22 protein-coding genes are annotated in these 18,965 nt (G+C 71.1%); 11 read left to right on the forward strand and 11 right to left on the reverse strand.

What is annotated here, in order from left to right; all coding sequences use genetic code 11:
• The 3 genes from VFH10_RS08965 to rsgA all read left to right on the forward strand — a co-directional run.
• Positions 1-536 (forward strand): DoxX family protein (locus VFH10_RS08965; RefSeq protein WP_325127774.1); only part of this gene is annotated, 536 nt, incomplete at its 5' end.
• 67 nt (positions 537-603) lie between these two features.
• Entirely contained in the window at positions 604-1,884 is a 1,281-nt protein-coding gene (gene aroA, locus VFH10_RS08970) for a 3-phosphoshikimate 1-carboxyvinyltransferase (RefSeq protein ID WP_325127775.1), read from the forward strand.
• Positions 1,884-2,891 (forward strand): ribosome small subunit-dependent GTPase A, encoded by a 1,008-nt coding sequence (rsgA, locus tag VFH10_RS08975; RefSeq protein ID WP_325127776.1) that lies wholly within the window; start codon positions 1,884-1,886, stop codon positions 2,889-2,891. Before aroA ends, rsgA begins: the two co-directional genes overlap by 1 nt.
• 65 nt (positions 2,892-2,956) lie before the next feature.
• Here rsgA and VFH10_RS08980 read toward each other — a convergent pair whose 3' ends face one another.
• The gene (locus VFH10_RS08980) at positions 2,957-3,427 is read right to left on the reverse strand and encodes a DUF2231 domain-containing protein (protein WP_325127777.1); all 471 of its coding nucleotides are present in this window, start codon (positions 3,425-3,427) and stop codon (positions 2,957-2,959) included.
• A 155-nt stretch (positions 3,428-3,582) separates the two neighbouring features.
• Here VFH10_RS08980 and hisN point away from each other — a divergent pair, with 155 nt between their 5' ends.
• Positions 3,583-4,506: a histidinol-phosphatase gene (gene hisN / locus VFH10_RS08985; RefSeq protein ID WP_325127778.1), complete on the forward strand. Its 924-nt coding sequence runs from the start codon at positions 3,583-3,585 to the stop codon at positions 4,504-4,506.
• Here the strand turns inward: hisN and VFH10_RS08990 are convergent.
• Positions 4,424-5,209 (reverse strand): hypothetical protein, encoded by a 786-nt coding sequence (locus VFH10_RS08990; RefSeq protein ID WP_325127779.1) that lies wholly within the window; start codon positions 5,207-5,209, stop codon positions 4,424-4,426. The genes hisN and VFH10_RS08990 overlap by 83 nt on opposite strands.
• 122 nt (positions 5,210-5,331) lie before the next feature.
• Here VFH10_RS08990 and VFH10_RS08995 point away from each other — a divergent pair, with 122 nt between their 5' ends.
• Entirely contained in the window at positions 5,332-5,763 is a 432-nt protein-coding gene (locus VFH10_RS08995; protein ID WP_325127780.1) for a CBS domain-containing protein, read from the forward strand.
• 63 nt (positions 5,764-5,826) lie between these two features.
• The gene (locus tag VFH10_RS09000; protein WP_325127781.1) at positions 5,827-6,207 is read left to right on the forward strand and encodes an FKBP-type peptidyl-prolyl cis-trans isomerase; all 381 of its coding nucleotides are present in this window, start codon (positions 5,827-5,829) and stop codon (positions 6,205-6,207) included.
• Positions 6,208-6,330: 123 nt separating this feature from the next.
• Here VFH10_RS09000 and VFH10_RS09005 read toward each other — a convergent pair whose 3' ends face one another.
• The 5 genes from VFH10_RS09005 to VFH10_RS09025 form a co-directional block, all read right to left on the reverse strand.
• A complete protein-coding gene (locus VFH10_RS09005; protein ID WP_325127782.1) occupies positions 6,331-6,546 on the reverse strand; it encodes an RNA-binding S4 domain-containing protein in 216 nt (71 codons plus the stop codon).
• A 118-nt stretch (positions 6,547-6,664) separates the two neighbouring features.
• Positions 6,665-7,921, reverse strand: coding sequence for a DUF445 domain-containing protein (locus VFH10_RS09010; RefSeq protein WP_325127783.1), 1,257 nt, complete (start codon positions 7,919-7,921; stop codon positions 6,665-6,667).
• 45 nt (positions 7,922-7,966) lie between these two features.
• Positions 7,967-9,037 carry an ABC transporter ATP-binding protein gene (locus VFH10_RS09015; protein WP_325127784.1) on the reverse strand — a complete coding sequence of 357 codons (1,071 nt, stop codon included), beginning with the start codon at positions 9,035-9,037 and terminating at the stop codon, positions 7,967-7,969.
• A 1-nt stretch (position 9,038) separates the two neighbouring features.
• Positions 9,039-10,727 carry an iron ABC transporter permease gene (locus tag VFH10_RS09020; RefSeq protein WP_325127785.1) on the reverse strand — a complete coding sequence of 563 codons (1,689 nt, stop codon included), beginning with the start codon at positions 10,725-10,727 and terminating at the stop codon, positions 9,039-9,041.
• A 7-nt stretch (positions 10,728-10,734) separates the two neighbouring features.
• Positions 10,735-11,778 (reverse strand): extracellular solute-binding protein, encoded by a 1,044-nt coding sequence (locus tag VFH10_RS09025; RefSeq protein ID WP_325127786.1) that lies wholly within the window; start codon positions 11,776-11,778, stop codon positions 10,735-10,737.
• A gap of 291 nt (positions 11,779-12,069) precedes the next feature.
• On the opposite strand from VFH10_RS09025, the gene VFH10_RS09030 reads away from it, so the two are divergent.
• The gene (locus VFH10_RS09030) at positions 12,070-12,471 is read left to right on the forward strand and encodes an adenylyltransferase/cytidyltransferase family protein (protein ID WP_325127787.1); all 402 of its coding nucleotides are present in this window, start codon (positions 12,070-12,072) and stop codon (positions 12,469-12,471) included.
• A 34-nt stretch (positions 12,472-12,505) separates the two neighbouring features.
• Here VFH10_RS09030 and VFH10_RS09035 read toward each other — a convergent pair whose 3' ends face one another.
• The gene (locus tag VFH10_RS09035; RefSeq protein WP_325127788.1) at positions 12,506-13,519 is read right to left on the reverse strand and encodes a sulfotransferase family 2 domain-containing protein; all 1,014 of its coding nucleotides are present in this window, start codon (positions 13,517-13,519) and stop codon (positions 12,506-12,508) included.
• Between the two features lie 89 nt (positions 13,520-13,608).
• On the opposite strand from VFH10_RS09035, the gene VFH10_RS09040 reads away from it, so the two are divergent.
• From VFH10_RS09040 to VFH10_RS09055, 4 genes are all read left to right on the forward strand, one after another.
• Positions 13,609-13,998, forward strand: coding sequence for a hypothetical protein (locus VFH10_RS09040; protein ID WP_325127789.1), 390 nt, complete (start codon positions 13,609-13,611; stop codon positions 13,996-13,998).
• 124 nt (positions 13,999-14,122) lie between these two features.
• A complete protein-coding gene (locus VFH10_RS09045; RefSeq protein ID WP_325127790.1) occupies positions 14,123-14,869 on the forward strand; it encodes a GAF and ANTAR domain-containing protein in 747 nt (248 codons plus the stop codon).
• A gap of 104 nt (positions 14,870-14,973) precedes the next feature.
• Positions 14,974-15,708, forward strand: coding sequence for a glutamine amidotransferase (locus VFH10_RS09050; protein WP_325127791.1), 735 nt, complete (start codon positions 14,974-14,976; stop codon positions 15,706-15,708).
• 88 nt (positions 15,709-15,796) lie between these two features.
• A complete protein-coding gene (locus VFH10_RS09055) occupies positions 15,797-16,471 on the forward strand; it encodes an HAD family hydrolase (protein WP_325127792.1) in 675 nt (224 codons plus the stop codon).
• Positions 16,472-16,488: 17 nt separating this feature from the next.
• On the opposite strand, the gene VFH10_RS09060 is transcribed toward VFH10_RS09055, so the two are convergent.
• From VFH10_RS09060 to VFH10_RS09070, 3 genes are all read right to left on the reverse strand, one after another.
• Positions 16,489-16,725, reverse strand: a complete 237-nt coding sequence (locus VFH10_RS09060; protein WP_325127793.1) for a hypothetical protein — start codon at positions 16,723-16,725, stop codon at positions 16,489-16,491.
• A 25-nt stretch (positions 16,726-16,750) separates the two neighbouring features.
• Positions 16,751-18,229, reverse strand: coding sequence for an MFS transporter (locus VFH10_RS09065; protein WP_325127794.1), 1,479 nt, complete (start codon positions 18,227-18,229; stop codon positions 16,751-16,753).
• A 19-nt stretch (positions 18,230-18,248) separates the two neighbouring features.
• Positions 18,249-18,965 (reverse strand): flavodoxin family protein (locus VFH10_RS09070; protein WP_325127795.1); only part of this gene is annotated, 717 nt, incomplete at its 5' end.

An 18,965-nucleotide genomic window follows, 5' to 3' on the forward strand; every position in this document is an offset into this window, starting at 1 on the left:
CCATGACTCTGGTCCGACTCGTCGCCCGTCCGATGCTCGCCTCGATGTTCGTCGTGGGCGGTGTCAACGCCCTCAAGAACGTCGAGAAGATGACCCAGCGGGCCCACCCCGTCACCGAGAAGCTGACCGCGACGACCCGCAAGGTCGCGCCGAGCCTCCCGATCCCCGAGGACGAGAAGACGCTGATCCGGATCAACGCCGGCGCCCAGATCGCCGCCGGCCTGGCCCTCGCCACCGGCCGCGCCCCACGCCTCGCCTCGACGGTCCTGGCCGCGTCGCTGATCCCGACGACCGCGGCCCGTCACCGGTTCTGGGAGGAGTCCGACCCGACCGCGCGCGCCGACCAGCGGATGCACTTCATCAAGAACGTTGCCGCGCTCGGCGGCCTGCTGCTGGCCAGCGTCGACACCGAGGGCAAGCCCGGGGTGGCCTGGCGCACGAAGCACGCGGTGGGCGACGTACGCCGCGAGGCCAAGCACCTGCGCCGCGAGGCCAAGGCCCAGGCCCGGCTCGCGGCCAAGTCCGTCACGTCCTGAGCCGACCGTCCATGTCGCGAGCCGATCCAGGAGGACCCGGGACGCGACAGGGATACCCTCGTCGGCGATGAGCGACTCGAACCGCGTCGCCGACCTCTGGCCGGCGCCGCACGCCACCCGCCCCGTCGACGCGACCGTCGCGCTGCCCGGTTCGAAGTCGCTGACCAACCGGGCGCTGGTGCTGGCCGCGGTGGCCGACGGCCCGGGCACTGTACGCCGGGCGCTCCGGTCGCGCGACACGGAGCTGATGGCGGCCGCCCTCACCGCGCTCGGCGCCGAGGTCGACACCGCCGGCGACGACTGGAAGGTCACCCCCGGGCCGTGGCACGGCGGCGCCACCGTGGACTGCGGGCTGGCCGGCACGGTGATGCGCTTCGTGCCGCCGGTCGCGGCCCTGGCCGACGGTCCGGTCATCTTCGACGGCGACCCGCACGCGCGCACCCGGCCGATGCACGAGGTGCTCCGCGGGCTGCGCGGCCTGGGCGTCGGCATCGACGACGACGACCGCGGCACCCTCCCGTTCACGGTGCTCGGGTCGGGCTCGGTCAAGGGTGGTGTCGTCACCATCGACGCATCGGCCTCGAGCCAGTTCATCTCCGCGCTGCTGCTCGCCGGTGCGCGCTACGACGAGGGCGTCGACGTGCGCCACGACGGCAAGCCCGTGCCCTCCCTCCCCCACATCGACATGACCGTCGACCAGCTGCGGCTGCGGGGGGTCGAGGTCGACGACTCGGACGCCAACAGGTGGGTCGTGCAGCCGGGGCCGGTCCGCGCCGTCGACGTCACGGTGGAGCCGGACCTCTCCAACGCCGCCCCGTTCCTGGCGGCCGCCCTCGTCACGGGTGGCCGGGTGACCGTGCGCGACTGGCCGCGCGCCACCACCCAGGCCGGTGACGCGCTCCGCGAGATCCTCACGCTGATGGGCGCCGACGTCGAGCTCAGCGACGAGGGACTGACCGTGCGCGGTCCGGGAACCATCCACGGCCTCGACTTCGACCTCCACGACGTCGGTGAGCTGACTCCCACGGTCGCCGCGCTGTGCGCGCTGGCCGACGGTCCGTCGCACTTGCACGGCGTCGCCCACATCCGCGGCCACGAGACCGACCGCCTCGACGCGCTCGCCACCGAGATCAACGGTCTCGGCGGACACGTGACCGAAACTGAGGACGGCTTGACGATCCGGCCCGCGTCGATGACCGGCGGCCGGTTCCGCACCTACGCCGACCACCGGATGGCGCATGCCGGCGCGGTCCTGGGCCTCCTCGTCGAGGGCGTCCTGGTCGAGGACGTCGGCACCACCGCCAAGACGTTCCCCGGCTTCGCCGAGGCTTGGGCGGGCTTGTTCTGATGCCGCGCGGCACCGGGTACGACGAGTACGACCACGAACGGTTCGACCGCCCCCGTCGTCGTACCCGCCCTCGGACGAAGGACCGCCCTAGCTACGACGACGCCGTCGACGGGGTCGTCGTCACGGTCGACCGGGGTCGGCTCACCTGCCTGGTCGAGGGCCGGCCGGTCATGGCGATGAAGTCGCGGCCGCTCGGACGCAAGGGCGTCGTCGTCGGCGACCACGTGCGGATCGTGGGCGACGTGTCCGGCGCGGAGGGATCGCTGGCCCGGATCGTCGAGGTCGACGAGCGACGCACCGTGCTGCGCCGTACCGCCGACGACGACGACCCCGTCGAGCGCGTCATCGTCGCCAATGCCGACCAGCTCGTCGTGGTCGCCGCCCTCGCTGACCCTGAGCCGCGCCCTCGGCTGATCGACCGGGCGCTGGTGGCGGCGTACGACGCGGGCCTGGATCCCCTGCTCTGCATGACGAAGGCCGACCTGGCCGACCCCGAGACGCTGCTGACGATCTACCGCCCGCTCGGCGTGCCGCACGTCGTGACGCAGCGCGGCGACGACCTCGCCGAGGTGCGCGCCCGGCTGGCCGGCAAGGTCAGTGTGCTGATCGGGCACAGCGGCGTCGGCAAGTCGACGCTGGTCAACGCGCTCGTACCCGGCAGCGACCGGGCCATCGGCCACGTCAACGCCGTCACCGGCCGCGGCCGGCACACCTCGACGTCGGCACTGATGCTGCCGCTCCCCCGGTACGACGACGGTGGCGGCTGGATCGTGGACACGCCGGGCATCCGCTCGTTCGGGCTGGCGCACGTGCAGCCGGGCCAGCTGATCGGCGCCTTCCCCGATCTCGAGGAGCTCACCGACGAGTGCCCGCGGGGATGCACCCACGGTGAGGGCGAGCCGGAGTGCGGGCTCGACGACGCGATCGCGGACGGGCGCACCGACGTGGATCGGGTGCAGTCGTTCCGGCGGCTGCTGGCCAGCCGGGAGCGCGCGGAGGACGACTGACCCGCCGAGTTGTCAGAGCGTCAGCGCGCTATGACCGGCTCAGGCGCTGACAAGTCGGCGGCGGGTCAGCCCCAGACGGCGCGGGAGCCGGCGTCGCCGGCCGCGATGACCAGAGCGAGGACGACGAGGGAGACGATCACGACCACCGCCGGGAGCACCTTGTCGAGGGAGGCGACCCGGCTCTCCTGCGCGCCGCGGCCGCTGGCCAGGCCGGTCGGCCCGCCCAGGTCCCAGACCGACACGAGCGCCACGATGAGGTAGAGGATCATCACCAGGGACAACAGCTTCGCCCGGTCCATGTGGGTCTGCACGAGCTGGGCGAGGTCGGGGTTGTCGTCGAGCATCGCCTGCCCGGTGATGCGCGCGGCCCACACCGCACCGAAGGCTGCGACCGCCAGGATCGCCGCCGGCCAGCGGGTGAGGTACCGGTAGCGGGGCAGGACGGCGAACGCGATGAGCGCGAGTGCCGCCAATGGTGTGAACACGACAGCGCCGTGCACCACGAGGGGGTGCAGGGGGAGCCCACCGATCTCCATGGAAACCACGGTAGTGGACACCAGACCCACCGGACCGCTGCTAATGCAAAATTTCTCACAAGTTCACAGGTTCACCATCAGCCCGCCCCGGTCACCTCCCCGACGCTCCGAACGCCCTCCCGAGCCGGGACGGATGTGGGCATAGCCTGTGCCTCATGCCCACCAACTACACCGACGACCTGCGTCTTGCGCACGTCCTGGCCGACGACGCCGATTCGTTGACGACGAGCCGGTTCAAGGCCCAGGACCTGCACGTCATGACCAAGCCGGACCTGACGCCGGTGACGGACGCCGACAAGTCGGTCGAGGAAGGCATCCGCCGCACGCTGTCCCGGGCCCGCCCGCGCGACGCCGTGATCGGTGAGGAGCACGGCTCCACCGGCCACAGCCAGCGTCGCTGGGTGGTCGACCCGATCGACGGCACCAAGAACTTCGTCCGCGGCGTACCCGTCTGGGCCACGCTCATCGCCCTGATGGTCGACGACGAGGTCGTGGTCGGCTGCGTGTCGGCACCGCAGCTCAACCGCCGCTGGTGGGCTTCGAAGGACGGCGGCGCCTGGACCGGTCGCTCGCTGCTCAACGCGAGCCCCTGTCGGGTCTCCGACGTCGCGCGCCTCGAGGACGCCTCGCTGTCCTACTCGTCGTTCACCGGCTGGGACGACCGCGGCCGCCTCGACGACTTCATGTCCCTCGCGCGGCGGTGCTGGCGGACCCGGGCGTACGGCGACTTCTGGTCCTACATGCTGCTCGCCGAGGGTGCCGTCGACCTGGCCGCCGAGCCCGACCTGGAGCTCTACGACATGGCGGCGCTCGACGTGATCGTGCGCGAGGCCGGCGGGGCGTTCTCCGCCCTGGACGGCACTCCCGGCCCGACAGGCGGCAACGCGCTGGCGAGCAACGGCCGGCTGCACGAGCAGGCGCTGGCCTTCCTCGGGTCGGTCTCGGACGACGACGACCCCGACGTGGCGCCGCGGCGGCAGGGGTCGGTGCACGACCTCAGTGCACGCCGGCACCCTCCGCAGCCTCCGCTGCCGGGGGTCGAGGCGGACCGGGAGCCGGCTCCGGAGCCGACCGACTGAACCGGCGGACGAGGTACGGCGCGAGCAGCAGCCCGGCCAGGTCGAACCACCCGTAACCGCCGGCGGCGCCCGACGGCGGGTTGCCGATGGTGACCCACCCCGTGAAGTCGTGGGTGCCCCACACCCAGGTGCCGAGACCGGTGCCGAGCACCTCCAGCCAGCTCACGACGACGAACGCCCCGACGTACACCTGCTTCGAGGGCCCCCAGACCAGGAACCCGACCAGGCACAGGTACCAGAACGCGCCGAGGGCGTCCGGGCGGTCCGCCGCGAGCAGGCCGTACGCCGCCCAGGCGCCGCCGACGAGCACCACCAACGCCTCCGCCGCGCGCAGCCGGCGTTGCACGAAGGCCGCGTGTCCGAGCGCGAACGCCGAGAGGTACACCAGGCCGTGGCCGGGCGGGACGTACATCGGTACGTTGTCGAAGCGGTACTCGTAGACGTGCAGCGTGGGGCTGAAGACGTACTCCACGAGGGTCGCGAACACGACCACCACCGCAGTCTGCGCGCGGACCGTCGGCGAGACCCGGCGGAGCGCCACGAGCAGCACGCCCCAGGTGAGCAACCCGAGGCCGCGCTGCAGCCAGATCGACCCGTCGCCGCCGGCCCGGTCCAGCCAGAGCACGGCGCTCAGCCAGCCCATCATCAGCAGGCTCGCGGACGCGCCGAACCGGGCGGCGGGGCTTCGTACGACGTCGGTCATGGCCCGGACATCCTCGCAGCCGGAGCTGCGGACCGCAGTGCCGGGCGATCCCTACCCACCAGTCGGGAATGTGGATAGATTCGTCTTGCACACCGTCCGAACCAGAAGTGGGAGGTCGCACGATGCGCATCAACGAAGTGCTTGCCGGCAAGCCGAGCAGGGACGTCATCACCATCACCCCCGACGCGACCGTCCGTGACCTGATCGGCCTTCTCGCGGAGCACAACGTGGGTGCCCTGGTCGTGAGCTCCGACGGCAGCAGCATCGACGGGATCGTCTCCGAGCGCGACGTGGTGCGCCGGTTGCACGAGGACGAGAAGGTCCTCAACCTCACCGTCGGCACGATCATGACGGCCGACGTCCAGACCTGCACCGGCGACCAGCACGTCAACGAGCTGATGCAGGTCATGACCGCCCGGCGGTTCCGGCACCTGCCCGTGGTGGCCGACGGCAAGCTGGTGGGGATCGTGAGCATCGGCGACGTCGTCAAGCACCGGATGAGCGAGTTGGAGTTCGAGCGCGACCAGCTCGACCACTACGTCCACGGCGCCTGACCGCCGATCCGCGTCGGAGTCGGCCCGCCTACGCTGGGGAACCGACCCCGACGAAGGAGAGCCGTGAGCCCGTACGACGAGAAGCCGGAGATCGAGTTCCCGGACCCCGAACCGCCCGCCGACCTGGTGGTGACGGAGGTCCACGAGGGCGACGGCGACGAGGCGGTGGCCGGCAAGCAGGTGCTGGTGCACTACGTCGGCGTCGCGCACTCGACGGGTGAGGAGTTCGACGCGTCGTACAACCGCGGTGAGCCGCTGTCGTTCCGGCTCGGCGTCGGTCAGGTCATCTCCGGCTGGGACCAGGGTGTGCAGGGCATGCGGGTCGGCGGTCGCCGGCAGCTGGTGATCCCGCCGCACCTCGGGTACGGCGAACGGGGCGCGGGCGGCGTCATCAAGCCCGGCGAGACCCTGATCTTCGTGGTCGACCTCGTCGAGGTCCGCTGACTCGCCACCGATATCGGTAGTCCGACCGTGGTGCATGGGTCACGCTCGCGCTACCGATATCGGTAGTCCGAGCGTGACCTACAGCTCACGTCCGCGCTACCGATGTCGGAGGCGGCCCGTGGTTCAGGCGATCCGCACCGCGTCGTCGCCGAGGCTGACCACGTCGCCCTTCACGAGCTGACGGCCGCGTCGCGTCTCCAGCTCGCCGTTCACGAACACCAGGCCCTGCATGAGCAGCGGCTTCGCGTCCGCGCCGTTGTCGATCAGGTCGGCGAGCTTCAGCAGCTGTCCGAGCCGGATCGTCTCGTCGCGGATCGAGACCTCGCGCACCACGCTCATGCCCCCGATTGTCGTTGTAAAGCGGAGTTATGGCGACTTCGCGGCGCGCCGGCGGTCCGCTGAGCGGCCATAACTCCGCTTTACATGCCGGCGGGGTCGGGGTGTCACGCCGGGCGGGTCAGGTCAGCACGGCCACCGTGTGGATGAGCACGCCGACCAGGCCGCCGACGATCGTCCCGTTGATCCGGATGAACTGCAAGTCCCGCCCGACGTGCAGCTCGATCTTGCGGGCGGCCTCCTTGCCGTCCCAGCGGTCGATGGTGTGCGTGATCACGGTGGTCAGCTCCGCGCCGTACCGGTCGACGACGAACACCGCGAAGTCCGCCGCGTACTGGTCGAGCTTGGCCCGCAGCTCGGCATCATCGAGCAGCCGCTGCCCGAAGGCCGTGAGCTCCGCGACCGCCCTGCGCAGCAGCGGCCCGTCGTCGTCGGCGAGCGCGTGGAGCAGCGCGACCCGGAACGCCTTCCACAGCGAGATCGCGGTCACCAGGATCTGCGGGTGGTCGAACACCCGCTCCTTCAGCGCCTCCGCCCGCGCCTGCGTGGCGGGGTCATGGAGCAGGTCCTCGGCGAGCTGGGCCAGCACCGAGTCGAGGGCGATCCGGGCATGGTGCACCGGGTCGTTGCGGATGTCTGAGATCCAGGCCAGCAGCTCAACGTGGATGCGGCGGGTGACCCGGTCGTTGACCGCCGGCGGCGACCACCACGGCGCGCGCTCGCCGACGATGTCGCTGAACGTGTCCTCATTCTGGTCGAGCCAGCGGTAGGCCTCGTCGAGGGCGAGGTCGACCAGCCCGTGGTGCGCCTTGTCGCGGACCACCTCGGCGAGCAGGCTGCCGGCGACCGGGCTGATCGGCTCGGCCCGCAGTCGGGGCAGCAGCGCCTCCTCCACCAGTACGGCGATGTCCTCGTCCCGCACGCGGGTCAGGCCGATGTGCAGCACCGACGCCGCCTCGTCGACCACCCGGCGCGCGTGCTCCTCGACCACCAGCCAGTCGCCCACCCGGCGGCTCAGCTCGGCCACCTGCATGCGCTCGCGGATCACCTGCTCGTGCAGGAAGTTCTCGCCCACGAACTCCTCGAGACTTCGGCCGAGCATCTCCTTGCGGCGCGGGATCAGGGCCGTGTGCGGGATCGGCAGGCCAAGCGGGTGCTTGAACAGCGCGGTCACCGCGAACCAGTCCGCGATCGCGCCGACCATCGACGCCTCGGCGCCGGCGTTGACGAAGCCCAGGAAGCCGTCCTCGTCGAGCGTGGCGAGGTACACGACGGCCGCGAACAGCAGCAGTCCGACCGCCAGCGAGCGCATCCGGCGCAGCCCGCGACGACGCTCCTCGTCGAGCTCGGGGGCGGCGGTGATCAGCGGCACGGACATCGTCGTCGAACGTACCCGACGGTGAATGCCGCGAGCCGTGGACGGTCAGGCCGGCGGCACGGTCACGGCGCGGTCGCCGACGAGCAGGCTCGGCGAGATGCCGGGTACGACGGAGACAGCGACCGCCGTGCCGACCGGGTAGCGCACCGCGTGGGTCTGCCAGGAGCGCAACGTGCGACCGGAGGCGAGCCGGACCGTGTGCAGCACGAACGCGCCGTGGTACTCGATCTCGACCACGCGGGCGGCAGCGTCGGGCTCCGGGGTCAGCGCCACCTCGTGCGGACGCAGCACCACGTCCACGTCGACGTCCGCGTGGGCCCAGCCGGGGACCGTGGACACCACGCCGATCTCGCAGGTGAGCAAGGCGTTCTGCACGTGCGCCGGCAGGAAGTCGGCATCGCCCATGAACGACGCGACGAACCGGGTCGCGGGCGACTCGAACACAGCCTGCGGGGTGTCGGCCTGCTCGATCACGCCGCGGCGCATCACCACGACCCGGTCTCCGGTCGAGAGCGCCTCGGTCTGGTCGTGGGTGACCAGGAGTGCGGTCGTCCCGGTCTCGCGCAGCGCCGCGACCGTCTCGGCACGCACCTGTGCGCGCAGTGTCTCGTCGAGGCTGCTGAACGGCTCGTCGAGCAGCACGACCGCCGGTCGCGGCGCGAGCGCACGGGCCAGCGCGACCCGTTGCTGCTCGCCCCCGGACAGCTCGTGGGGGTACCGCTTGGCCAGCTCGCCCAGGCGGACCAGCTCGAGCACCTCACCGACCCGCCGCCGCTGGTCCCCGCGCGACAGCCGGTCGATCCCGAAGGCGATGTTGCGCTCCACGGTGAGGTGCGGGAACAGCGCGTGCTCCTGGAACACCAGTCCGACGCGACGCTTCTCCGGTGGCTGCCACGTGCGTCCGTTGGCGGCCACCACACCGGCGATCGAGATGCGGCCTTCGTCGGGGCGGTCCAGCCCGGCGACCAGACGCAACGTCGTGGACTTGCCGCAGCCGGAGGGCCCGATCAGCGTGACCAGCTCCCCGGGGGCGGCGTCGAGGCACAGGTCGCGTGCGGCGGCCACCCCGGCGTACCGCTTGGTGACGCCGTCGAGGCACAGGGCGGGCTCGGTCACCTCACACCGCCCGCCGGTCGGTGGCCCGCACCTGACGGAACAGGAAGAAGACCGGCACCACGGCCGCGGCCACGATGACCAGGGCCGGCAGCGCGGCCTCCTGCCAGAAGTTCTCCCCGGCGAGCTGGTAGACCCACACGGACAGGGTCGTGAAGCCGAACGGGCGCAGGAGCAGGACGATCGGCAGCTCCTTGATCGCGTCGATCGTGACGAGCACCAGTGCCACCGCGACGCCCGGGCGAACCAACGGCAGGTGCACCCGCCGGAGCACGCGCAGCGGGTTGGCGCCCAGGCTCATCGCCGAGAGCGTCATCGTGGGTGCGATCTTGGCGAAGCTGGCGTCGACGGCCTGGTACGCCGGGGCGAGGAACCGCACCAGGTACGCGTACAGGATGCCGAGCACGGAGCCGGTCACCAGCAGGCCGGTGCCGCCGGGGACGCCGGCCGCCTCGAGGGCCCGGTCAGCCCACGCGAACACCAGCAGCACGCCGATCCCCACCACGGCCCCCGGTACGGCGTACCCGAACGTGGTGAGCTGGGCGGCGGATCGCACCACCCGACCGCCTCCGATCCGGACCGCGTGGCTCATCAGCAGCGACAGCAGCACGCAGCCGGTCGCCGCGACCGCCGCGACGGCCAGGCTGTTGGCGAGGTACTCGCCGAACCGCGGGTCGACGAACGCCGCCGGGTCCGCCAACGCCTCGCCGACGGCCCACGTCAGCAGCCTGGCAACCGGCACGAAGAACCCGGCCGCGAGCGCGAGCAGGCAGAGCGTGGTGGCGCCCCAGCCGCGCCAGCCGGTCAGGTGCCGGGCCTGCAGCCCCTGCCCGCGGCCGCCGCGCTGGGTGTAGCGGGCCCGTCCGCGCATCAGCCGCTCCCCCGCCAGCACGGCGACCGCGAACAGCAGCACGAGCCCGGCGAGCTGGGTCGCGGACTGGAAGTCGAAGGACCCCTTCCACACCAGGTAGACGCCGACGGAGACGGTCTTGACCCCGAAGTACTGCACGGTGGCGAAGTCGGTGAGCGTCTCCATCATCACCAGCGCCAGGCCGGCGGCGAGCGACGGGCGGGCCAACGGCAGCACCACCCGCCAGAACGCCCGCGTCCGGTTCGCGCCCAGGGTGCGCGCCGCGTCGTACGTCGTCGGCGACTGCTCGACGAGCGCGGCGCGCGCCAGCAGGTACACATACGGGAACAGCGATAGCGACATCACCACGATGGCCCCGGGCAGCGACCGCACGTCCGGCACCCACAACCCCTCTCCGAGCACCGACCGCAGGAACGTCTGCACGGGTCCGGAGGCGTCGAACGTGGAGAGGAAGACGAAGCCGAGGATGTACGCCGGCATCGCCAGTGGCAGCACCAGCAACCACACCAGCAGGTTGCGCAACGGGAAGCGGTAGGCCGTCACCAGCCAGGCGAGCCCGCCGCCGATCACGAGCGTCCCCACGCCCACGCCGAGCATGAGCAGCAGCGTCGTGACCACCATCGACCTCAGGCCGCGGGGCATCGCGATCTCGTCGCTGCCGAGCAGCCCGTCGAGCACGACGGCCACGACCGGGCTGGCGACCACCACGGCGACCACGAGGACGAGCAACGACCAGCCGGGACGTCCGGATCCCGCCATCCGCCCGGTGCGCCGCGTCGGCGGGCGACCGACCGGTGGGGCCAGGACGACGGGCTGCGTCACGGTCGCACTACTCGTACCCGACCTCGGCGAGGAGGTCCGTCGCCTCGGCGTTCAGGGACCCCATCGCCTCGGCGTCCAGCGGCATGGGCTTGAACTCGCCGAAGCCGGCCACCACCTCGTCGGGCGCGACGACGGGGTTGACGGGGTACTCGTGGTTGCCGCCCACGAACGCCTCCTGCCCGTCGGCCGCGAGCCACTCCAGCAGCCGCCTCGCCTTCGCGGGCGCGTCGGACGCCTTCACGAGCCCGGCTCCGGAGATGTTCACGTGGGTGCCGTCACCCTCCTGGCTCGCCCAGAACAGCTCGACGTTCATGTCGGGCTTCTCCTCGAGCTCGCGCGCGAAGTAGTAGTGGTTGACGATGGCAACGTCACAGGTGCCGGCGTCGAGCGCCTCGAGCAGCAGGATGTCGTTGCTCATGATCTCGACGTCGTTGTCCAGCCAGCCCTGGACGATCTCCTTCGCGCCGTCTCGGCCATGCAGGTCGATCAGGCTGGCGACCAGCGACTGCGTGTAGGCCTCCGTCGAGTCGCGCATGCACAGGCGGCCCTTCCACTGCGGGTCGGTCAGCCCGGCGTACGTGTCCTTCGTGTCGAAGTCCGCGGGGTCGACGTTCTCCGGGTTGTAGGCGACGGTGCGGGCGCGCAGCGCGAGGCCGAACCAGCGGTCCTGCGAGTCGCGGTACTCCTCGGGGAGGGCCTGCTCGAGCACCGGCGACCGCACCGGGACCAGCTCACCCTGGTCGGCGGCGTTCCACAGGGCGCCGGCGTCGACGGTGACGAAGAGGTCGGCAGGGGTCTCGGCGCCCTCGGCCTTGAGCCGCTCGAGCAGCTCGGCGTCGTCGCCGTAGATGAAGTCGACGGTCAGGCCGGTCTCCTCCTCGAACGCGACGAACGCGTCCTCGAGGTCGTAGTGCCGCGCGGAGTACACCTGGATGTCGCCGGGCTCCTCGCCGCCGATGCCGAGGACGCCGCAGCCGGACACGAGCGCGGACAGCGAGACAAGCGTGGCGGTCAGCACCGCGGGACGGCCGACTCTGCGGGTCCGGGACATGGCACTCCTCGGGAAAGCGGGAAGAACTTAGGTAAGGCTAACCAAGTCCCGGGCCGGGCCGCCACGTGGTCCGCCCCCCGCCGTGCCGTGGCCTCCGCGGGACGGCGTACGACGAGGGTGCGGCCGGGTGCGGCAGGGCGCGGCCACCAGTCAACTTCCCGTGGCGATCTCCCCCTTCCCGGTGTGAGTTCACCCCGGGAAGCGGGCAATTCACAGGGGATCCAGTGAATTGGCCCCCTACCCCGCACCGACCCGAACCGGCCCCGCGAACGCATGAGAGGATCGTGCGCCATGAGCAAGACCGTCATCACCTTCGGCACCTTCGACGTGTTCCACGTCGGTCACCTGCGCGTGATCGAGCGTGCGGCGGCACTCGGCGACCGGTTGGTGGTGGGGGTCTCGGCCGACGCGCTCAACGAGCGGAAGAAGGGCCGGGCGCCGGTGTTCTCGCAGGCCGAGCGGCTCGAGATCGTGGCGGCCCTCAAGCCCGTCGACGCGGTGTTCGTCGAGGAGTCGCTGGAGCTCAAGCGCGAGTACATCCTCGAGCACCAGGCCGACATCCTGGTGATGGGTGACGACTGGGCGGGCAAGTTCGACGAGTTCGAGGACATCTGCGAGGTGCACTACCTGCCCCGCACCCCGGCCATCTCCACGACGGCTCTGATCGAGAAGATCTCCGCCGGCAGCGAGTAGCTGCCGGCCACCCAGGACCAGAGGGATCGGCGGGTCAGCGGGGGCGGAGACGGTGCAGCACCCGCGACGGCAGCGACCGTGCCGGGGCCGGCCCGGCGGGTGCGGCCGACTTCAGGTCGGCCACCTTGCGCCGGAGTGCGGCGTTCTGCTTGGACAGCCGGCGCGCGGTCAGCGCCAGGTCGGAGATCCGCTCGTTGGCCTCGACGATCGAGCGCACGTGGGCGAACGACTCCTTGGTCCACTGCAGCTCGCGGTTCTCCACCCGGGAGAAGTCCCAGGCGTCCGGGAAGCGCGCGAAGTCGTCGGCGTAGAGCTTCTCGACCGCCTCGCGCACGCCGTTGGCGAAGACCTCGCGGTTGGCCGGCAGCGGGGTGTCGTTGGAGTTGCCCAGCGAGACCTCGCCTGCGTAGCCCTGGGCCCGCACGTGGCTGGAGAGGTCGTCGACCATCGTGGACAGCTCGGAGATGTCGTAGAGGTGGGAGTACGGGACGGCGTACTCCTGCAGCAGGAACGTCTGCGCGCGGAAGTGCGCGTCGCTCTGGAACACCTCGTGGTCGGGGTCGTCGTAGACGTCGAACACGAACTTCGCGAAGTCGTCGATCACGTGCTGCGGCTCGGTCGGGATCCGGGGCGCCCACGGCCGGTCGACCTTGCGCCAGTACGCCGGGTTGCGGAGGAGGTACTTGTTCTCCCACGCGGAGAACAGCCGGGACCGCGGGTCGCGGAGCACGGTGAAGATCATCCAGCCGTTGTCGGGCGAGATGGTCTCGCGCATGCCGGGCGGCAGCTCGTGCAGCCGCGGGGTGCGCTTCCAGGCGTAGCGGTCGTGGATCCCCGCCTCCCGGTTGGGGTAGAAGCCGGCCTTCGGGACCAGGCTCTGCAGGTCTTCCCCCGCGAGCTCGGCCATCAGCCACTTGATGCTCGTGCAGGCGTTCTTGGCCAGCGAGATGTAGAGCAGCTTGAGGTCGGGGATGACGTAGGCGCGGCGGGTCGTCCCGAGGATGCGCAACGAGTCGTCCTCGTAGGTGCGCCCGGCCAGCTCCAGCATGTCCGTAAGTCTGCCAGAGCGCGGGGACGTCGCAGCCCCGGGCGTAGAATGGTGGTGTCTCCCGCACCCGGCGTACTGAGGTCGCACCCGTGTCCATCTCCCCCACCGAGCAAACCGGTGCTGCCTCCACCCACCCCACCGGTGCTGCCCCCACGACCCCGCCCCGGGTGCGCAAGCACCTGATGACGCCCGGCGCGCCGCGTCGGCAGAACCCGGAGCGGATGAGCCTGAGCCGCGTGCAGCGCTGGGTGCTGTCCTCGCTCGCCGCGACCACGATCCTGCACCTGTCGATCGGCCTCGTGGTGGCCGCCGCGTTCTCCGACCGGCTCGACGCCCAGATCGGCCTCCTGGTGATCGGGGCCGCCTTCGGCGTGATCGCCTTCGTCGCCGCCCTGATCATCCACCAGCACAGGCTGCTCAGCCCCTGGCTGCTGCTCGGCGTGGTGCCGAGCCTGGTCGGCGCTCTCTACATCTTCTGAGCCACTTCCTGAGCACGCCGCCGCATGCGCCGGCGGCCGATGAGCCGCCGGCGAGGAATGCTCGGTGTCCCCACGGGTACATTGCTCGACCGGGGAGACCGTTCGAGACGGGAGGGAGGGACGCGTGCAGACCCAGGCACAGCTGGCGGCGTACTTCGCCTCGGTGAGTCGCGACCTGCTGTCCCGGTCCGACGACCAGCTCACGTTCGACCGGATCGCCCAGCGCGCCGTCGAGGTCGTCCCCGCCTGCGACTTCGTCGGGATCACGCTGCGCCGACGTCGCGGCCGGCCCGAGTCGGTGGCCGTCACCGACGAGGCCGCCCGGAGCTGCGACGACTGGCAGTACGAGCTGGGCGAAGGGCCCTGCCTGTCGGCCATCGCAGAGGACGAGACCTACCTGATCGACGACGTCGCCAAGGACCCACGCTGGCCACGGTGGGGACCGCGTGCCGCCCGGGCCGGGGCCGGCTCCATCCTGAGCATCCGCCTCGCCGACGACGAGACCGCCCTCGGCGCGCTGAACCTGTACTCCCGCAAGCCGCACAGCTGGGACTCCGACAGCATCGACCTCGCCCTGGTGTTCGCGTCCCACGCGGCGACCGCGGTCAGCAACACCCGGCTGGTGTCCGGGCTCCAGACGGCGCTGCAGAGCCGGCACCTCATCGGGGTCGCGCAGGGGATCCTGATGGCCCAGTACGACATGGGCCTCGAGACCGCTTTCGAGGTGCTCCGGCGCTACTCCAGCCACACCAACGTCAAGCTGCGCGACGTCGCGCAGCGCGTGGTGGAGCTGGGGGCCCTCCCCGACGACTACTCCGAGATCACCACCGGGGAGGACCCGGGCGTGCCCGTCCCGTTGAACGGCGACTGACGGGGCCCGATCGGACCGGTCGAGGCCGCGGCACTCCGAGCTGCGGTCCCGCGCGCCCTGACGCGCGGAGGGCGCGGAACGGCCGGTCGCCGTATCCTGCGGGCGTGAAGCCGTTCCTGCTGCTCGGCACCCGCGCCGACGACGACGTCGCGGACAACGAGTACGAAGCATTCCTGGGCTTCACGGGGCTCGACGAGCCCGGCCTGCGCCGGCACCGGTTGGAGGCCGTCCCGTTGGGGGCGCTCGACCTCGACGACTGGTCCGGGATCTTCATGGGCGGTGGTCCGTTCAACTCCAGCGACCCCGCGGACGAGAAGTCGGCGACGCAGCGACGGGTGGAGGCCGAGCTCGACCTGCTCCTGGACGACGTGGTCGCCCGCGACTTCCCACTGCTCGGCGCCTGCTACGGGATCGGGGCGATCGGCACGCATCAGGGGGCCGTGGTCGACCGCACCTTCAGTGAGCCGATCGGGCGGGTGCCGATCTCGCTCACGCCCGCGGGCGTCGACGACCAGCTGTTCAAGGCCGTCCCGACCACGTTCGAGGCGTTCGTGGGCCACAAGGAGGCGGTGCGGGAGCTGCCCGCACACGCCACGCTGCTGGCCTGGTCGGCGGCGTGCCCCGTGCAGGCGTTCCGGATCGGGCAGCACGTCTACGCCACCCAGTTCCACCCCGAGCTCGACGTGCACGGGTTGTGCCTGCGGATCGAGGCCTACCGCTACCACGGCTACTTCGAGCCCGACGAGATGGAGGAGCTGCAGGAGATGGCCCGGCAGGCGAGCGTGCACGACCCACCCAAGCTGCTGCAGCGGTTCGTGGAGCTCTACGCCCGGTCCTGAGCAGCGGTTCGCGAGCCGCGCCGCCCCGTTTGCGGGGAGTGCGGTCGGGTACGTCGCGAGTAGCCCTGGAACGAAGCAGGTGATAGCGATGCAGACCCTCGCGGTCGACACGGTCGTCCTCGACGTCGACGGCACCCTGGTCGACTCCGTCTACGCCCACGTGCAGGCCTGGACGCACGCGTTCCACGCCATCGGCGCGGACGTGCCGGCGTGGCGGATCCACCGGGCGATCGGCATGGGTGCCGACCGTCTGGTCCCCGAGGTCGCGGGGCAGCGCGTCGAGGACGCGCTCGGCGACGAGGTGCGCACCCTGCACGGGCAGTACTACGACAGTCTGTTCTCCCTGGTCCGCGCCCTGCCCGGCGCCGACGACCTGCTGGCGCTGCTGCGCAAGTCCGGTTTCACCGTGGTCCTCGCCACGTCGGGCAGCCCGAGCGAGATCGACCGCGCGATGGAGCTGCTGGTCGCCGCCGACGTCGCGTCCGGGCTGGTCACCTCGTCGGAGGTGCCCAGGAGCAAGCCGGCCGCTGACCTCGTCGAGGCCGCCCTGGAGCGCGCCGGCTCACGCCGCGCGGTGATGATCGGCGACTCGGTCTGGGACGTCGGGGCCTCGCGGCGAGCGCAGATCCCCACCATCGGTCTGCGCTGCGGCGGCTTCGGCGAGGCGGAGCTCCTCGAAGCGGGCGCGACCGCCGTGTTCGACGATCCCGCGGACCTGGTGCACCGCTTCGACGAGTCCGGCATCGAGCGCGCGGTCGGCTGACCCGGCGCCCGAACGCCTCAGACGGTGTGCAGCCGACCGTCGGCGTCGCGCACCACGACACCGTCGGCGACGGCGATGGCGAGCGCACGGTCGAAGCGGTCGGCGTCCCAGAAGTCGGCGCCCACGAGGGCGCGCAGCTCGGTGTGCTGCTGGGCGCCCTGAGTGTTCAGCGCGCGCACGATCTGGCTGATCTCGTGGTTGACCTGACGGTCCCGCGGGCTCTGCGACGTCGCCTTGGGGGGTGGCATGGGCATGACGGTCCTCCTTTCGGTGTCGGGGTCAGGCAGGCTGGTGTGAGGTCGCGGCGTCCGGCTCGTCCTCGGCCGTCAGCGGCTGGGCGATGCTCTCCAGGGACCTGCCCTCCGCCTTCACGCCGAGAATGGCCTCGATGATGCCGCCGGCGACCATCAGCGCGGCACCGATGAAGTAGCCGAGCGCGATGCCGGTGATGTCCTTGTCGGCCGATGCGTTCTCGATGAGCCGACCGAACAGGAGCGGACCGCTGATGCCGCCGGCAGCCGTGCCGATGGCGTAGAAGAACGCGATGCACAGGGCTCGCGTCTCCATCGGGAAGATCTCGCTGGCCGTCAGGTACGCCGCACTGGCGCCGGCCGACGCGAAGAAGAAGATGATCGAGCCCATCACGGTCAGGGTCACCGCGGTCAGGCCGCCCAGCATGAAACCGGTCACTGCCAGCAGCACGCCGGAGAGGATGTAGGTGCCGGTGATCATGCGCACCCGTCCGATCGTGTCGAACAGCGGGCCGAGCAGCAGTGCCCCGAGGAAGTTGCTGAGCGCGAACACCGCGATGTACCAGCCGGTCTGCTTCACGTCGAGGAACGTGGTGAGGGTGTCGCCGTAGGTGAAGAAGAACGCGTTGTAGAGGAACGCCTGCCCGACGAACAGCGAGAAGCACAGCACGGTGCGCTTCGGGTAGAGCGTGAACACCGTCTTGGCGATCAACGCGATGCTGATCGTCTTGCGCTGCCGGATGGTGATGGTCTCGCTCACCGAGGGGAGCTCCTTGCCGGTCTCCTCCGTCACGGTCCGCTCGATGTCGCGCACGATCACCTCGCCCTCGTCCTCGCGACCGTGGATGAACAGCCAGCGCGGGCTCTCGGGCACGTTGCGTCGTACGACGAGGATGCCGACCGCCAGGATCGCCCCGAGCCCGAACGCGAGACGCCAGCCCCAGGCGGGGTCCACCAGCGTGGGGTCCAGGAGCGGGATCGTGAGCAGCGCACCACCGGCGGCGCCCACCCAGAACGACCCGTTGATGGCAACGTCGACGCGGCCGCGGTACTTCGCGGGGATCAGCTCGTCGATCGCGGAGTTGATCGCGGCGTACTCACCGCCGATGCCGGCCCCGGTCAGGAACCGGGCAGTGAAGTACCACCAGGCGCTCGGCGCGAACGCGGTCAGCACCGTCGCGACCGTGTAGACGGCGAGCGTGATCAGGAAGAGCTTCTTCCGGCCGTACTTGTCGGTGAGCTGGCCGAAGAACAGCGCCCCGATGCAGGCGCCCGCGACGTAGATCGCGCCTGCGAAGCCGATGTCGGAGCTGCTGAGACCGAGCCCGGTGCTTTCAGGCTTCAGGGCCTCGGACATGGAGCCCACGATGGTGACCTCGAGGCCGTCGAGGATCCAGACGGTGCCGAGCCCGATCACCACCAGCCAGTGCCATCTGGCCCAGGGAAGCCGGTCCATGCGGGCCGGGATGTCAGTGGTGATCCTGCCGGTCTCCACTCCTGATGACACGGTCGCTCCTTCGGGAAGGTCAGTCGGCGAGCTTGCCGGCGACGGTGAGGGTGCGCTCGACGAGGTGGTCGAGCGCGTCGAGTGCGGCGTCCTCCAGCGGGACGTCGTTGTCGGGTCCGGTGACGTGGGACGCGCCGTACGGGTTGCCGTCGGCGAACTTCGTGGGGTCGGTGTAGCCGGGCGCGACCACGAGACCGCCGAAGTGGTACATCGTCGTGTAGAGCGTCAGCAGCGTGGACTCCTGGCCGCCGTGCGCGGTCTTGCTGGCGGTGAACCCGGCGTACACCTTGTCGGCGAGCTCACCCTTGGCCCAGTGGGGTCCGAGACTGTCGAGGAAGGCCTGCAGCTGGCTGGCGATGCTGCCGAACCTGGTGGGCGAGCCCAGCAGCACGACGTCCGCCCAGGTCACGTCGTCCGGCGTCGCCCGCGGCTCGTCACTCGTCGCCTCGACGTGCTCACGCCACTCGTCGACGCTGTCGATCGCGGCGGGCGGTGCGTTCTCCTCCACGTGCCGCAGCCGCACCTCGGCACCTGCCTTCTCGCCGGTGAGCGCGGCACGTCGCGCCATCGCGTCGACCGTGCCGGTGGACGAGTAGTAGATGACGGCGAGCTTGAGAGCCACCCGCGTTCCTCCAGGTTCGTGGACGCTGTCCCCGAACCATCTACCCAGGGGGCCGAACGCGTATGCCTCGAGAATCCTGGGTACGACGCAGGCGACGGCGCGCGTCGCCGGCAG

It is taken from the genome of Nocardioides sp. (assembly GCF_035697785.1).
Lineage (GTDB): Bacteria > Actinomycetota > Actinomycetes > Propionibacteriales > Nocardioidaceae > Nocardioides_B.